Here is a 15661-nt window from a genome sequence, read left to right as displayed (position 1 = left end):
GGCTTTGTGGCGGTTCAGGCCTTGCTGTTGGCGGTCAGGAACTCTTCCATGCGCTTCAGGGCGCGGAGGATGTTTTCCGTCGAGTTGGCGTAGGACAGCCGGATATAACCCTCGCCGAGAATGCCGAAATCCGGTCCGCCGATGACGGCGACGCCGGCTTCTTCCAGAAGGGCGGAGGCGAGTTGCTTGGCCTTCCAGCCGGTCGCCGTGATGTTGGGGAAGGCATAGAAGGCCCCGAGCGGCGTCCGGCAGGTCACGTTCGGCAGGGCGTTCAGGCCTTCGACCACCACCTTCCGGCGCTTGTCGAATTCGGCGACCATGGCCCGGGCCTCGTCCTGCGGGCCGGTGAGGGCGGCAATGCCGGCGAATTGCGTCGGCGCGTTGACGCAGGACCAGGCGTTGACGGACAGCTTGCGCGCCTTGTCGATGAGCGCATCCGGCCAGACCGAGTAGCCGAGCCGCCAGCCGGTCATGGCATAGGTCTTGGACCAGCCGTCGAGCAGGATCAGCCGGTCGCGCAATTCCTCGAATCCGAGCAGGGAGACGTGCTCCATGCCGTCATAGGTCATCTGCGCGTAGATCTCGTCGGACATGATCGCCACGTCCGGGAAGGCCGCAAGGCCTTTCACCAGCTTCTCGATCTCCGCGCGCGGCGTGACCCCGCCGGTGGGGTTCGCCGGGGAATTGAGAATGATCAGGCTCGTCCTGTCGTTGATCAGCGACAGGGTTTCTTCGGCCGAAAAGGCGAAGTCGTTTTCCTCTCGGATCGGAATCGGAACCGGCGTGGCGCCGGTGAACTCGATCATCGACCGGTAGATCGGAAAGCCCGGATCGGGATAAAGGATTTCCCTGCCCGGCTCGCCGAACATCAGGATCGCCATGAACATGGTCACCTTGCCGCCGGGCACGATCACCACATTGTCCGGGTTGACCTCGGCGCCGACGCGCTTGTGAAGATCCGCACACACGGCTTCGCGCAGCGGCAGGATGCCGGTTGCCGGCGTGTAGCCGTGATGGCCGTCGCGCAGCGCCTTGATGGCGGCCTCGACGATGTGGTCCGGCGTTTTGAAGTCGGGCTGGCCGATGCCCAGATTAATGATGTCGCGGCCTTCAGAGGCGAGTCGCGTGGCGCGCGCGAGCACGGCAAAGGCGTTTTCCTCGCCGATACGGTCGAAGCCGGCAATGGTCTTGAGCATGGGTCCACCCTTCTGGCCGCGGCCGCGGCGATGCTGATCTTTTCGGAATGTTTAGCGGAGAAGGCACCGGTCTGGAAAGACCGGGTTGCAGCAAAGGTGTTCGCTTGGTCATGGAAACACCGCCGGCAAAACAGAATTCCCGCAAAGCCCCTCCCATATGATCTTCTTAGCGCTTATATTCGCCGTGACTCGCGCCCGGCCCTGTTGCCGGGCTCACAAGACATTCCGCGCAAGGGACTTCCCATGTCTGCGACTGAAGCAACGACCCACCAGATTCCGGTCACGGTCCTGACCGGCTATCTCGGATCCGGCAAGACCACACTCCTGAACCGGATCCTGACCGAGAACCACGGCCAGAAATACGCCGTGATCGTCAACGAATTCGGAGAAGTCGGCATCGACAACGACCTGCTGGTCGAGTCGGACGAAGAAATCTTCGAAATGAACAACGGCTGCATCTGCTGCACCGTGCGCGGCGACCTGATCCGCACCGTGCAGAACCTGATGAAGCGCAAGGGCGCGTTCGATGCCATTATCGTCGAGACGACCGGCGTGGCCGATCCGGCCCCCGTCGCCCAGACCTTCTTCATGGACGACGACGTGCGCGCCGCATCCAAGCTGGATGCGGTCGTCGCGGTGGTCGACGCGCGCCATGTGCTGCAGCGCCTGGAAGACACGGATGAGGCGGAAGACCAGATCGCGTTTGCCGACGTCATCCTGATCAACAAGACCGACCTGGTTTCCAAGGAAGAACTGGAGGCGGTCGATGCCCGGATCGTGTCCATCAATCCCTATGCGGTTCGCCATTTTACCAAGCGCTGCGAAGTGGATCTCAAGGCCGTGCTCGACCGTGGTGCTTTCGATCTGGACCGGATCCTGTCGCTCGATCCCCATTTCCTTCAACATGGGCATCATGAACACGAATGCGGTCCCGACTGCGATCACGACCACCACCATGGCCACGATCACCATCATCACGACCACGATCATGAATGCGGTCCGGATTGCGACCATGACCATCATCACCATGACGACAATCCCCATTCGGTGAAGAGCATTTCGCTGAAGGCCGGGGACCTGAATCCGGAACTGTTCTTCCCGTGGATCAACCAGGTCACCCAGGTGCAGGGACCAAATATTCTGCGGTTGAAGGGCATTATTGCGCTGAAGGACGATCCGCAGCGCTATGTCATCCAGGGTATCCATATGATCGTCGAAGGCGATCATCAGCGCGACTGGAAGGCGGACGAGCCGCGCGAAAGCCGTCTGGTCTTCATCGGGCGCGATCTCAACTGGGATGTTCTGGAAAAGAGCTTCCAGGCCTGCGCAGCGGAATAGGAGCTCTCATGCCGACGATTGCTCCGGTCGACGCGGACGGCTTCATCGTCCGCACCGGCTTCCTGAACGACACGGCCTTCTTTGCCTCCGGCGAGGGCTATGTATGTTTCGTCGAAGGCGCGGAAACCCGCGTTCAGGTTCATGAAGGCGGGCTGCTGGCCGCCGAACGGACCCTGGACGGCAGGGCGCTGGTGACGTCCGGCGACGACGGCAGGATCCAGAAGGTCGCGCCGGAGGGAAGCGTCAGTACCCTTGCGGAACGTCCGCGCAAGTGGATCGACCTTCTGGCCTGTGGGCCCAACGGGGCCATCGCCTTTGCCTCGGGGCGGACCGCCTGGGTCCGGCTCGCGGACGGCAAGGAAAACGAATTCACCCATGAACGGGCCGTCGGCGGACTGACCTTCGCGCCCAAGGGCATGAAACTGGCCGTTGCCCGCTATGACGGCGCGACCGTGTGGTGGGCCAACGCCTCCGGTAAGCCGCAGGAGTTTTCCTGGAAAGGTGCGCATCTGGGCATCATCTATTCGCCGGACGGCAAGTACCTCGTGACAGCGATGCAGGAAAACGCGCTGCACGGCTGGCGGCTATCCGACGAGCAGGACATGCGCATGACCGGCTATCCGGCCAAGGTGAAGTCCTGGAGCTGGTCGTCGAAAGGCCGTTATCTGGCGACGTCGGGCGCCAATGCCGCAATTCTCTGGCCTTTCCACGGCAAGACCGGTCCCATGGGACAGACGCCGCTGCAGCTTGGAACGCGCGGCGATTTTTTCGTGACGGCGGTTGCCTGCCATCCGAAAGAAGAGGTCGTCGCGGTCGGCTATCAGGACGGCATGGTCATGCTGTGCCGTTTCGAGGATAACGCCGAGGTCCTTTTGCGCCGTCCAGGCAAGGGGCCGGTCTCCGCGCTGGAATGGGACGGCGAGGGTGCGCGCCTTGCCTTCGGGACGGAAGAAGGCGAAGCCGGCATCATATCCCTGCAGGATTAGCGGAAGCGGGTCCTGCAGACGGGGAGGAAGCCATGGCACGGATCATCATGCTGCTGGTCGCGGTCCTGGCCGGGACAGCGACGTCACAGTTACCGGAATTCGCGCAGCAATACCGCCAGCGGATGGGTGGCGCCATCGATGCGCTGCGGCAGGTCATGGCCGATTTCGAGGCGGATGCGACCGGGTTCGGGCTGAGCGTGGACGAGGCGATCGCACGGATGAAAACCGGCGAGGACGGATTTTCGCGTAAACGCGGTTTCAGCATGGAGCGGACTCAGGAGCGTCTCGAACGGCTGACCGAGCAAAAGCAGGCGTTGGCCTCCGCCGGCCCCTTCGCCCGGCTGGCCGTTGTCTTCGAGACCATGGACCCGGATATCGCCGAAGCCACCGTGAAGGATTATGAACCTGCGTTGCCGGTGACGGTGGAAGGGGCCGTCAGTGCCGGATTGGGCGGACTTGCCGGGTTGCTGGGCGCGCGGCTGTTCGTCGGGCTCGGACGTCTCGGCCGGCGGCGGGCCCGGGCGCACTCGTGATGACAAAAACAACGAAATACGGGGTTTGGAATGGATACGGTCACATCTTCGGGCGGCATGGTGGTCGCTCCGCATACGGCGGCGGCGAACGCCGGGGCTGAAATCCTCGCTGACGGCGGTTCGGCTATCGAGGCGATGATCGCCGCTGCGAGCACGATTGCCGTCGTCTATCCGCATATGAACGCCATCGGCGGCGACGGCTTCTGGCTGATCGCCGAGCCGGGGAAGGATCCGAAGGCATTGATGGCCTGCGGATCGGCCGGATCCAAGGCGACGATCGCCGCCTATAACGAGGCCGGCTACGGCGCGATCCCGACGCGCGGGCCGATGGCCGCCCTCACTGTCGCCGGTACCATCGGCGGCTGGGGCAAGGCTCTGGAGGCAGCGCAGGCGATCGGGGCCGGAAAGACCCCGCGCGGCGAATTGCTGCGCGAAGCGATCCGCCATGCCAAGGAAGGCATTCGTGTGACCCGCAGCCAGGCGGCCCTGACGGCGGAGAAATTCGATGAGCTGAAGGACCAGCCCGGTTTTGCCGACGTATTTCTGGTCGACGGTAAGGTGCCCGAAGAAGGGACGCTTCTCAGGCAGGAGCGGCTCGCGGACACGCTGCAGCATCTGGCGCATGACGGCTTTGAGGAATTCTACAAGGGCGATGTGGCCGCCGCCATTGCCGACGACCTGGAGCGCATCGGTTCTCCGGTCACCAAGCGGGATCTTGAGACTTATGAGGCCCGGTTCAAGGATGCGCTGAAGGTCGAGCTGAAATGCGGGACGGTGTTCAATGCGCCGCCGCCGACGCAAGGGCTGGCGTCGCTCATCATCCTCGGGCTCTACGACCGGCTGAAGACCGACAGCCGGGAGGGCTTCGATCTCGTCCACGGGCTGGTGGAGGCGACCAAGCGCGCCTTCCTGGTGCGCGACCGGATCGTCACCGATCCAATGCGCCTGCCGGAACCGCCGAAGACTTTCCTGACCACGGAGTGGCTCGGTCAGGAGTCCGCCAGGATCGACATGCGCCGGGCTTTGGAATGGCCCTATGAAGGTGCGCATGGCGATACGATCTGGATGGGGGCCGTCGACAAAAAGGGCGTGTCGGTTTCCTTCATCCAGTCGATCTACTGGGAGTTCGGCTCCGGCTGCGTGCTGCCGAAGACCGGGATCACCTGGCAGAACCGGGGCGCGAGTTTCTCGCTTCATCCGGACGCGCTCAACGTGCTGGAGCCGGGCCGGCAACCGTTCCACACGCTCAATCCGGCGATGGCCCGGCTGAGGGACGGCCGGACGGTGACCTACGGCACCATGGGCGGCGAAGGCCAGCCGCAGACCCAGGCCGCGATCTTTGCCCGTCATGTCCTGAACGGCATGCCCGTCGGCGAGGCGATCGATGCGCCGCGCTGGCTGCTCGGCCGGACCTGGGGCGACGAAACGACGGCGCTCAGGCTGGAAAACCGTTTCGATCCGGATATCGTAAGGGCTCTTGAGCGCTGCGGTCACGAGGTGGTCGAAATGGCGGACGGCTATTCCGATACCATGGGCCATGCCGGCATGATCGTACGCAATGCAAAAGGCGGCCTTGACGGGGCTCATGATCCGCGCGCCGACGGAGGCGCCGCAGTGGCATAACATGGGCAGGTCGGAAGTCCGCTGTCCGGGGGAAGAGAATGGATGCCATCACGCGAATGCGTTGCTTTATTCAGGTTGTCGACAGCCGTGGGTTTTCGGCGGCCGCGCGGGAGATGGGGCGCTCGAAGGCGCTGGTGTCCAAATATATCAGCGAGTTGGAAGACGAACTCGGCGTCCGGCTGCTCAACCGCACGACCCGGCAGGTGTCCCTGACCGAGGTCGGCGAATCCTATTACAAGGAAGCGTCCGACATTCTGCAGCGGATCGACGATCTGCAGGCGTCCGTTCAATCCTCGCACACCGGTGTGCGCGGAAGGCTCAGGGTCTCCGCGCCCCGGTCCATGGGCGATGCCCTGTTCAATCAGGCGGCCATGGAGTTTCTGGCGGCAAATCCCGAAGTATCGATGGACCTCAGGCTCGAAGACCGTTTCGTCGATCTGGTGGATGAAGGCTTCGACGTGGCGATCCGGGTGACGGAAATGGACGATTCCAGCCTGATCGCCCGGAAGATCGGTCCTTTCAGGACCGTCGTCTGCGCCACGCCGGCAGTGATCGAAGCGTATGGGGCGCCGAAGGTGCCGGCCGATCTGTCCACGCGGCCGTGCATCATCGACACGAATTACCGGTTCAAACAGAACTGGGGGTTTTCGGATGGCGAGCGGCGGGTCTCGGTGGTTGTCCGGGGACGGGCGGAGGTGAACAGCGCGCTCGGCGGGCGCGACGCGGCCCTGTGCGGTCTCGGCTTTCTGCGCACGCCCTATATTTTCGTGGCCGATGAACTGGAGGCTGGAAAGCTGGTGACGGTTCTTGAGGACTTCGAGCCGACCACGCAGGCCATCTATGCCGTTTATCCGCATCGGCGGCACCTCTCGGGCAAGGTGCGCGCCTTTGTCGATTTTCTCGTGGAATGGCTGGCTGAGCGCAAGAAGTCCGGAGAGTCCTGCCCGGCTTAGGCCGACAACCGCTCCTCGGCGATCCGGTCAGCGATCTGTTCCGGCGTTCTGTCTTCCGCTTTGGCGCGTTCGAAGATTTCCGTCAGCGTGTCACCGATGGCGAGGGTCTTGACCCGAACCGCCTCGTCATTGCCGCCCGGCGTAGCAAGGGCAATGGAAATGACGCCACCGGCGTTGATCGCGTAGTCGGGCGCATAAAGGATGCCGCGGGCCTTGAGCGCCTCGCCATCCGCCTCGGTCTGCAACTGGTTATTGGCAGCTCCTGCGACGATCTTCGCCTGGATCTGCGGAATTGTTGTTGCGTTCAGGCCGGCGCCGAGGGCGCAGGGGACAAAGATATCCGCTTCGACCCGATGGGCTTCCGCAGGGTCAACGGCTCGTGCGCCGAAGGTCTCGATCGCCTTCATGACGGAAGGGGCGTGAATATCGGAAACGATCAGCGTCGCACCTGCTTCATGCAGTCGGGTGGACACATCGAACCCGACATGGCCGAGGCCCTGTACCGATACTGTCAGACCGGAGAGGTCGTCGGTGCCGTAGACATGGCGGGCAGAGGCCCTGATGCCGGTGAAGACACCGAGGGCGGTATAGGGCGAGGGGTCTCCGAGGCCGGTGGCCCTTGTGCCGCGCACATGAGCGGTCTTGCGGGAAATATGCTCCATGTCGTCCGGCGAGACGCCGACATCTTCGGCGGTAATGTAGGTGCCCGACAGGCGGTCCACATGGCGGCCGAAGGCCTCCATCATCGCGGGAGTCTTGTCCTTGCGCGGGTCGGCGATGATCACCGCCTTGCCGCCGCCGAGGTCCAGGCCGGCCAGGGCGTTCTTGTAGGTCATGCCTCTGGAAAGCCGGAGCGCGTCGGTCAGGGCTTCCGCGGGGGTGGCGTAGGGCCAGACCCGGCAGCCGCCAAGGCTCGGGCCGAGCGTGGTGCTGTGAATGGCGATGATGGCGGAAAGGCCGGTTTCCCGGTCGCATGCGAAAACCACATCTTCGTGGTCTCGGAATTCGGGATGATCGAAAACGGAGGCGATTGCGCCAGCTTGCTTGATGGATTGGGGCAGGGCGTTCATGAGATCACTCTTCAGAAAGTGTTTTTCTGAAATAAAGATACCGCTCAATCGGGGAATAAGGTGTCTAATCTTGCTGATTTATCGGAATTTCCGATGAATTTGTTCCGATTCAATCAGATTATAGGGAAATAAATTTTCGGTAATTATGGCGCTGCAGCATCGCAGTGGCCTTGATCCCGCCGCGTTCCCGTTGCAGAGGAAGGTCAACCCAACCGATCATCTTGTCCGTGCAGGTCCGATGCCTTTTTCTCTCGCTCTCATGGCGCGTTTCCTTCAAGCCGGTCTGGCGCTCGCCTGCCTGGTCCTGACATCGATTGCAGCCGTTGCCCATCCGCATGTTTTCATCGAGGCCCGCACAAAGCTCGTGTTCGACGACAAGGGCATCGCGGTCGCGGTGGACAACGTGTTCCGCTTCGATGACGCCTACACCGCCTTTGCGATCCAGGGATTCGATGCCAACGGGGACGGTCACTTCAGCCGCGAAGAACTTGCCGAACTCGCCAAGGTGAATATCGAGGGTATCGCCGATTACGGATATTTCACCTTCGGCGACAACATGCGCGTGGAGCTGGATTTCAATCCGCCGACGGATTACTGGCTTGAGGTCAAGACGGTGAATCTCAAGGACTACTGGGTGATGAAGCCGGAAGACTTTGAGGCTATGGAAGAAGACCGGCGAATGAACGGGACGGACATACCGGACACCGTCGATCTTCTGGAACTGCATTTCCGTCTGCCGCTGAAAGAGCCGACCGACGCTACGAAGCCGATCACGCTGGACGTCTACGATCCGACCTATTACGTCGATTTCCGGTTCGCCAAGGGAGACGATGCACTCGGGATCGTGAACGCGCCGGGCAAATGCGGGATCGAGCGCAAGGAACCGCCGCCCCTCGACGATGCGACGGCCTATGCGCTGGCGCAGATCGGTCCGGATCAGCGGGACCTGCCGCCGGAGCTCCAGTCCGCAGCCGCGACCCAGGTCAACCAGATGATCGTGACCTGCGACGCGGGCGGTGATGGCGTGACAGCGACAACCGCCGGAACGGGTCCGGGCATCGCCCGAAACGGACAGGAGGCGATTACGCAGGCGTTGAACACCGCGAAACCCGAGGGGTCTCCTGCCGCCGTATCCAGCCCCGGTCTGGTCAGTCAATGGTTTGCCACCATTGCCCGGCTGCAGAGCGAATTCTACCAGAAGCTGGTCAGCGCGCTCCGGATGTTCCGGACCAATCCGAATGCGGCGTGGCTCCTGATCGGGATATCCTTCGCCTATGGCATCTTCCATGCGGCCGGTCCCGGACACGGCAAGGCGATCATTTCGTCCTATGTGGTCGCCAACAACGAGACGCTGAAAAAGGGCATCGTGCTGTCGTTCGTCTCGGCATTCGCGCAGGCGGTCACAGCGATCGTGCTCGTCGGGGCCGCTGCCATGGTCTTCAACCTGACCTCGATCGCGATCCAGGATACGGCGCGCTGGTTCGAGATCGGCTCCTATATCCTGATCACAGTGCTCGGCGCCTGGTTGTTGTGGCAGAAGGCCCTGCAGCCGGTCCTGGCCGGTTTTGGGGCGCCGACCGGCCATGCTTACGCGCATGCGGGTCATGATCACCATCATCATCACGGGCATGACCACCACCATCACGAGATCGGAGCGGACGGCGCCTGTTCGACTTGCGGCCATGCCCATGCGCCAACGCCGGACATGGTGCAGGGCAAGATCACGCTTGCCCGCGCGGCATCGATCGTGCTGGCCGTGGGGCTGCGCCCGTGTACGGGCGCGCTGATCGTCCTGGTTTTTGCCCTGTCCCAGGGACTGATTGCCGCCGGCATCGCATCGACGCTGGTCATGGCGCTCGGCACCGGGATCACGGTCTCCGTGCTCGCGGGACTGGCCGTCGGCGCAAAGGGGATTGCCGTGCGCCTGTCCGGCGACGGCAGCCGGTTGGCGCATGTGGTGCACCGGAGCATCGAGATCGGCGGCGCGCTATTGGTGTTCTTCCTCGGCGTGACGTTGCTGATCGCAACGCTCGGCTGGGGCTAGAGCTTTTCAGCGCCGAGGACGATCGGCTCGCCATGGGGCGTCGCCTTGGCAGCCCGGTCCCATGCCTCCTTGAGACCGGCGAGCGTATCGGCCGAAGCGGCGCCCTTGTCGGCGAGCAGCTTTTCAAAGGCCGAAAGCCAGTGCCGGTAGTAGTCCGCGCCCGTGTCCTCAGGGTTGGAGCCCGCCGCGCGGATTTCCGCACCGAGCGCCTGCGTCCATTCCGGCCAGGTAAACAGGCCGGCGTCATGGGCGGACACGGTCATGGCGAAGACGCGCGCTTCCCACGGTTCGCGGAACACGGGCGTTTCGCCGTCATTCGGCAGGCCGGGGATTTTCCGGGCAAGTTCTGGTGCGTCGATCTCAGGCCGGGTCAAGATAAGGCTCCCAGAGATCGACCCGCACCGTCAGCTTCGGATCCGCTTCCGCGCCCCAGAGATCCGATGCCTTGAAGGCAACGCCATAGAGCCAATGCGGTTGTTCGCCGAGGCCGTGGGCGTTGGTATCCGGAAAAACGTGGACGCCGTGAACGGCTTCGATCACGCCCGGATGGCCCCGCACATACCGGGGAAGGCGGGTATGGGTTTCCGGATGCATGTTCTTTGCAACGATGCGATCGCCGACCGCGTATTTGGCGGGCGCGGAGGCGGGACGGTCAACCGGCCCGCCCCTGGCAAGGGTTGTCGCGACGTTTTCGGCCAGCAGTTTGCGTTTGATCGGAGCCGGTGGTGTCAGCGCGTGTCCGGCCGCGATTTCGTCCTCGGAGACGAGACCGCGCCCGGTGAGCAGCTTTTCCAGGCCCGCCAGCCAGATCTGGTAATAACTTGAGGAGAGATACTGCGCCGGCGGCAGGGTTTCGCGCGCATGGCGGGACGCATCCAGTGTCCAGCTTCCGGTCGCGCCCATTGCCAGCGTCGCGGCGAAGGCGCGTCTCTCCCATTCGGCATGAAACAGCGGTTCGTTGTCTTCCTGGACGACCGGGCCGAAGCCCATCATGCCGCCGAGATCCTGGGCGCCGTTCATGAGGAGACCTCTTCAAGCCGATCCGGCGTCAGCGCCAGCCCGGTTCCGATCATGCTGTTCCGGGTGACGAGCTTTGCCAGGTCTTCCGCGCTCCAGTCCTCGGTGCCTTCGGGACGCCGGGGGATCACGAGGTAGCGGACTTCCGCCGTGGAATCCCAGACCCGTATGTCTGTCGTCTCCGGAAGGTCAACACCAAAATCCTTCAGGACACCGCGCGGGTCGCGGACCGCCTTCGAACGATAGGGCGCCGATTTGTACCAGACCGGCGGCAGGCCGAGGACCGGCCACGGATAGCAGGAACACAGGGTGCAGACGACCATGTTGTGGGTATCGGCCGTGTTTTCGACCGCCACCATATGTTCCCCCTGTCGGCCGATGTAGCCGAGGTGGTGGATGGCGGCGGTTGCGTCCTTCATCAGCCAGTCGCGGTACTTCGGATCGGTCCAGGCGGTGGCGACCACATGGGCACCGTTGCGCGGGCCGACCTTCGTCTCGTAGGTGTCGATCAGCTTGTCCATCGCCGCCGGATCGACATAACCCTTTTCCGTCAGAACCGTTTCCAGCGCCCGGACGCGGAGCTCCGTTTCCGAAAGTTCGGAATGGTCATGATGATGATCGTGCGAATGGGACATGACCGGTCGAACCTCAATCAAGTGTTGTGTGTCAAGCCGGGCCGAGACGGCGGGCCCGGTATTCTCTCGCGGCGTCGCCGAAGGCCTTGAACAGCTTCCGTGAAGGCCCGTCGCTGGAAACCCAGTATTCCGGATGCCACTGGGTCGCGACCACGTAGCCCGGTGCGTCCCGGAGGGCGACCGACTCGATGGTGCCGTCTTCGGCGCGCGCCACCACGGTCAGCCGGTCGCCGAGCGTTCCCAGAGCCTGCCGGTGAAGCGAATTGACGTCAATCGGTTCCTCTCCGAGGATCTCGGCGAGTTGGCTGTCGGGCTCGATTTCAATGGGATGGGCGATCTTGAAACGGGTGTCCTGATGGTCCGATGGCGGCGCGCGGTGATCGGCGCGGCCCTCCAGTTCCTGGATTTCCGTCAACAGTGTGCCGCCCAGGGCCACATTGAGTTCCTGCATGCCCCGGCAGATGGCGAAAACCGGAACGCCGCGTTCCACGGCGCGCCTCAGTAGCGGCAGGGTCGTGGCATCACGTTCCGGGTCGTAGGGGCCGTTGGCCTCCGTCGCTTCGCCGCCGTAAATCTGCGGATTGACGTTGGAGCGGGATCCCGTCGCGAGCACGCCGTCGACTTGGTCAAGAGCGTCATCGATATCGATGTCGGCGCCGAGCGACGGCAGGACGAGCGGCAGGGCGTCCGAGCCGCGGACCACGGCATGGAGATAGGTGGAGGGTGCTGCGTGCCAGTTGTAACCGTCGACGGGCTTCACATCCGCCGTGACAAGAATGAGGGGTTTGGTCATGTGAGGTGTCCGAGTGGAAAGCCTGCGGTTTGTCGTTGTCGTTTTCGTTCGGTGTTCGTTGGATATCAGATCGGCGCGCGCGTCGCCCTTCAAATCTGATCCCGGAGTGTGGACCTTAGTCCAGAAGACCCAGTTCCTGGGCCACCTTGTAAAGCTGGGCCGCGTTCTTGGTGCCGACTTTTTCGCGCAGGTTCAAGCGATGAGATTCGACCGTGCGCACGCTGATGCCGAGATTCTTGGCGACTTCCTTGTTCGGCTGGCCCTTGGCGATGGCGGTCAGGACCTGGCGCTCGCGCTCCGTTAGGCCGTAGGGATCCGCCACAAGAGACGCCTGGGGTTCGCTCATGAGGTTCTGGCCGACAGCAGAGGAGAAATAGTAGCCGCCCTTGGCGACGCTGGTGATCGCGGTGATCATTTCCGTCGCCGATATGTCCTTCAGGATGTAGCCGCGCGCGCCTGCCTGAACCATGCCGCGCACATATTCCGGATTGTCGTAGATCGACAGGACGAGGACGCTGGTTCCGGGAAACCGCCTGCGAACCTCGTTCGCCGCCTCAAGACCGTTCATGATGGGCATGGATATGTCCATAAGGACGACATCCGGTTTGAGCACGGCCACCAGGTCCAGAGCTTCCCGTCCGTTGGTCGCTTCGCCCACGATTTCAATCGCGCCGTTTTTTTCCAGCCGCGCCCGAATGCCGTCCCGGACCAGTTCGTGATCGTCGGCAAGCAGAACCTTGATCGTTCGGGCCGTGGTTTCGATCGTCATTTCAGGCCGCCTTGCTGACGTTGTTTTCGAGCGGCATGCTGACGCGAAGGCGCGTACCGCCATCCGCCCGGCGCGACAGCCGGAGCGTTCCGCCATAGGTTTCGATCCGCTCACGCATGTTGCGTATCCCCAATCCGCCGTTTTGCGGCAGCGGGTGGGGGATGCCGATGCCGTCGTCCTCCACGATCAGGGCCAATGTATGCGGTCCGACCTTCAGATCGATCTTCACGTTCCGCGCTTCCGAGTGGCGCGCGACATTGGTCATGCATTCCTGGACGACCCGGTATAGCGCGGTCTTTGCCCCGTCGGACAGCCTGTCGTGGCATCTTTCGGCGTCGACGGAAACCGAAATCCCGGATTGTGTCTGGAATTCGTTGCCGAGACTGACGAGGGCGGTTGCCAGACCCATGTCGTCGAGAAGACTCGGCCTCAGGTCCCGGGAAATCCGGCGGACCTCGGAAATGGCGCCGTCCAGGGTCTTCAGGCACTTGGTCGCATAGTCGCGCAGGGCCGTGGCGCCCCCGGCTTCGCTCTGGATCATTTCGATGCCGTAGCGCACGGAGACCAGCAATTGCGAGATACTGTCATGCAGTTCCGTAGACACCCGTTTGCGTTCCTGTTCCTGGACATCGAAAATCCGGTTCGTGAGCTCCTTCAGTTTGGAGTTGGCAAACCGCTCCTCGGAAAAACGCACACCGGCGATCAGCGTGCCGGCGATGACGATCGCGATCAGGGTGATCGCGAAGATCACGATGACGGTCTGGCGGATGCTCGCCGCGAAGTCCGCCCGAATGGCAGCCACCTCATGGGCAATGTCGTCCGTGTAAAGTCCGGTCCCCAGCATCCAGCCCCAGTCCTCGAGCAGGATGGCGTAGCCGAGCTTCTCCTCGACCTGTCCGGTGCTCGGCTTGTTCCAGACATACTGATGGAAGCCGCCGCCGGCCTTTGCCGCCTCGATCAGGTTGCGGATGACATAGTCGCCCTCCGGATCCTGGAGGTCCCACCATTTTCCGCCCACCAGATGTTTCAGTCTGGGATGGACGAGATTGGTGCCGTCGAGCTTGTAGACGAAGAAATACCCGTCTTCTCCAAACGTCATGTTGTGGATGATCTGCTTGACTTCCTCCTGGGCGGCCGCGCGGCCGCCCGGCTCTTCCTTGTAGATCCGTTCGATGGAGGTCAGTGCGAGGCTGATATAATTGCGGATTTCCTGCCGCTTGGTTTCCAGAATCCGCTCTTCGACCGCGCGTGTTTCGACTTCGATCAGCCGGTGCGCCTGATAATAGGTGGCGCTTCCGATGAGGATCGACACGGCGACAAGGGGAAGGAGCGTAATCAGGAGCAATTTGGTTTTAAACGTCACTCCCATGCATCTCCCGGGTTGTATCGCCCCTGACTGCCGGGGTGCGACTCTTGAATGTTTTTCAGTACTACTACTGAGTTCTTCCGCAGAACCACGAATAGCGCGATGCTCTTTTCTTCACCTAGACATACTCACAGATCGGTGCAAGTGTAGGCGCCGGTTGGATTCATGTCCGATTTGGGAGGATAATTTAATGGATCGTCGTTCGTTTATCAAAAAGGCCGGTCTCGGTGCAGGTGGTGTCGTTGCTGCCTCCACTCTCGCCGCTCCGGCCATCGCTCAGTCGACCAAGGAAATGGTTATCGTGTCGACCTGGCCGCGGGATTTTCCGGGTCTGGGTATTCCGGCACAGCGCTTGGCCGCACGTATCTCCGAACTGACCGAAGGCCGGATCAGCACGCAGTATTTCGCCGCCGGCGAGCGCGTGGGCGCATTCGACTCCTTCGACGAAGTCGCTTCCGGTAACGCTCAGGCTTACATCGGTGCCGACTACTACTGGAAAGGCAAGCACCCGGGCTGGGCGGCGTTCACCGCTATTCCGTTCGGTCTGACCTACACCGAAATGGACGCCTGGATTAAGTACGGCGGCGGTCAGGAACTGTGGGACGAACTCGCAGGCGAATTCGGCCTGAAGAACCTTGCCATGGGTAACACCGGCGTCCAGATGGGCGGCTGGTTCAACAAGGAAATCAACTCCGCTGACGACCTCAAGGGTCTGAAGATGCGTATTCCGGGTCTTGGCGGCGACGTCATGGCGAAGCTCGGCGCATCTCCGGTTTCCCTGCCGGGCGGCCAGATCTATGAAAACCTTGTTTCCGGTGCCGTTGACGCTACCGAGTGGGTCGGTCCGTTCAACGACTACTTCATGAAGTTCTACGAAGCCGCCAAGTACTACTACTGGCCGGGCATGCACGAGCCGGGTTCGCAGCTCGCGATCGGCATGAACAAGGCTTTCTGGGAAGGGCTGTCCAAGACCGACCAGGAAATCATCAAGGCCGCTTGTGCGGAAGAAAACGCCGGCACCATGGCTGAAACCAACGCCAACAACGGTGCTTACCTCGACAAGCTTATCAACGAGCACGGCGTTCAGCTGCGCGAGTTCTCCGACGAAGTCTATGACGCCTTCGGTGAAGCCTCCGAGGAAGTTCTTCAGGAAGCGATGGACAACGATCCGCTTTCCAAGAAGATCTTCGAAAGCGTTATCACCGCGCGTAAGGACATCGGTAGCTGGATGGCTATTTCCGACATCGCTTACAGCCAGAAGCGCAACCGCTTCCTGGGCATTCCGTCCTAAGGCGGTCTGACCGAAGCTAAGGGGACGGGAAATTTCCCGTCCCCATT

The 15661-nt window shown here is 62.3% G+C and carries 15 protein-coding genes; 7 read left to right on the top strand and 8 right to left on the bottom strand.

Translation table 11 applies throughout. From position 1 onward, the window contains the following. Nucleotides 1-14: 14 nt before the first annotated feature. Nucleotides 15-1196 (bottom strand): pyridoxal phosphate-dependent aminotransferase, encoded by a 1182-nt coding sequence (locus tag ACN0SO_RS13880; protein ID WP_417678628.1) that lies wholly within the window; start codon nt 1194-1196, stop codon nt 15-17. Nucleotides 1197-1439: 243 nt separating this feature from the next. Between ACN0SO_RS13880 and ACN0SO_RS13875 the strand changes: the two genes are divergently transcribed. Genes ACN0SO_RS13875 through ACN0SO_RS13855 form a run of 5 tightly spaced genes read left to right on the top strand, consistent with a single transcriptional unit; the run spans nt 1440 to nt 6629 of the window. Further along, complete coding sequence (locus ACN0SO_RS13875; RefSeq protein WP_417678626.1) at nt 1440-2534, top strand: CobW family GTP-binding protein; 1095 nt, start codon at nt 1440-1442, stop codon at nt 2532-2534. Nucleotides 2535-2542: 8 nt separating this feature from the next. Then, complete coding sequence (locus ACN0SO_RS13870) at nt 2543-3520, top strand: WD40 repeat domain-containing protein (protein WP_417678624.1); 978 nt, start codon at nt 2543-2545, stop codon at nt 3518-3520. Between the two features lie 32 nt (nt 3521-3552). After that, nucleotides 3553-4053: a DUF2937 family protein gene (locus tag ACN0SO_RS13865; RefSeq protein WP_417678622.1), complete on the top strand. Its 501-nt coding sequence runs from the start codon at nt 3553-3555 to the stop codon at nt 4051-4053. Between the two features lie 30 nt (nt 4054-4083). Beyond that, complete coding sequence (locus ACN0SO_RS13860; RefSeq protein ID WP_417678620.1) at nt 4084-5676, top strand: gamma-glutamyltransferase family protein; 1593 nt, start codon at nt 4084-4086, stop codon at nt 5674-5676. 38 nt (nt 5677-5714) lie between these two features. Beyond that, nucleotides 5715-6629, top strand: coding sequence for a LysR family transcriptional regulator (locus tag ACN0SO_RS13855; RefSeq protein WP_417678618.1), 915 nt, complete (start codon nt 5715-5717; stop codon nt 6627-6629). On the opposite strand, the gene ACN0SO_RS13850 is transcribed toward ACN0SO_RS13855, so the two are convergent. Continuing rightward, the gene (locus ACN0SO_RS13850; protein WP_417678616.1) at nt 6626-7699 is read right to left on the bottom strand and encodes a Glu/Leu/Phe/Val dehydrogenase dimerization domain-containing protein; all 1074 of its coding nucleotides are present in this window, start codon (nt 7697-7699) and stop codon (nt 6626-6628) included. The two genes, ACN0SO_RS13855 and ACN0SO_RS13850, sit on opposite strands and share 4 nt — an antisense overlap. A gap of 238 nt (nt 7700-7937) precedes the next feature. Between ACN0SO_RS13850 and ACN0SO_RS13845 the strand changes: the two genes are divergently transcribed. Then, the gene (locus ACN0SO_RS13845) at nt 7938-9743 is read left to right on the top strand and encodes a DUF1007 family protein (protein ID WP_417678614.1); all 1806 of its coding nucleotides are present in this window, start codon (nt 7938-7940) and stop codon (nt 9741-9743) included. On the opposite strand, the gene ACN0SO_RS13840 is transcribed toward ACN0SO_RS13845, so the two are convergent. From ACN0SO_RS13840 to ACN0SO_RS13815, 6 genes are all read right to left on the bottom strand, one after another. Next, on the bottom strand, nt 9740-10117 hold the full coding sequence (locus ACN0SO_RS13840; RefSeq protein WP_417678612.1) for a nitrile hydratase accessory protein: 378 nt from the start codon (nt 10115-10117) through the stop codon (nt 9740-9742). The genes ACN0SO_RS13845 and ACN0SO_RS13840 overlap by 4 nt on opposite strands. After that, nucleotides 10104-10763 (bottom strand): nitrile hydratase subunit beta, encoded by a 660-nt coding sequence (nthB, locus tag ACN0SO_RS13835; RefSeq protein WP_417678610.1) that lies wholly within the window; start codon nt 10761-10763, stop codon nt 10104-10106. Before nthB ends, ACN0SO_RS13840 begins: the two co-directional genes overlap by 14 nt. Further along, nucleotides 10760-11395: a nitrile hydratase subunit alpha gene (gene nthA / locus ACN0SO_RS13830; RefSeq protein ID WP_417678608.1), complete on the bottom strand. Its 636-nt coding sequence runs from the start codon at nt 11393-11395 to the stop codon at nt 10760-10762. Before nthA ends, nthB begins: the two co-directional genes overlap by 4 nt. Before the next feature lie 31 nt (nt 11396-11426). Further along, nucleotides 11427-12188 carry a gamma-glutamyl-gamma-aminobutyrate hydrolase family protein gene (locus ACN0SO_RS13825; RefSeq protein ID WP_417678606.1) on the bottom strand — a complete coding sequence of 254 codons (762 nt, stop codon included), beginning with the start codon at nt 12186-12188 and terminating at the stop codon, nt 11427-11429. A gap of 115 nt (nt 12189-12303) precedes the next feature. Next, complete coding sequence (locus tag ACN0SO_RS13820; RefSeq protein ID WP_417678604.1) at nt 12304-12957, bottom strand: response regulator; 654 nt, start codon at nt 12955-12957, stop codon at nt 12304-12306. A 1-nt stretch (nt 12958) separates the two neighbouring features. Then, the gene (locus ACN0SO_RS13815) at nt 12959-14326 is read right to left on the bottom strand and encodes a cache domain-containing protein (protein ID WP_417678602.1); all 1368 of its coding nucleotides are present in this window, start codon (nt 14324-14326) and stop codon (nt 12959-12961) included. Between the two features lie 187 nt (nt 14327-14513). Here ACN0SO_RS13815 and ACN0SO_RS13810 point away from each other — a divergent pair, with 187 nt between their 5' ends. Next, a complete protein-coding gene (locus ACN0SO_RS13810; RefSeq protein WP_417678600.1) occupies nt 14514-15614 on the top strand; it encodes a TRAP transporter substrate-binding protein in 1101 nt (366 codons plus the stop codon). Nucleotides 15615-15661 lie beyond the last annotated feature (47 nt).

It is taken from the genome of Roseibium sp. (assembly GCF_048260565.1).
Lineage (GTDB): Bacteria > Pseudomonadota > Alphaproteobacteria > Rhizobiales > Stappiaceae > Roseibium.
Note: the sequence above shows the minus strand (reverse complement) of the source record. Positions and strands in the feature narration are given on the sequence as shown.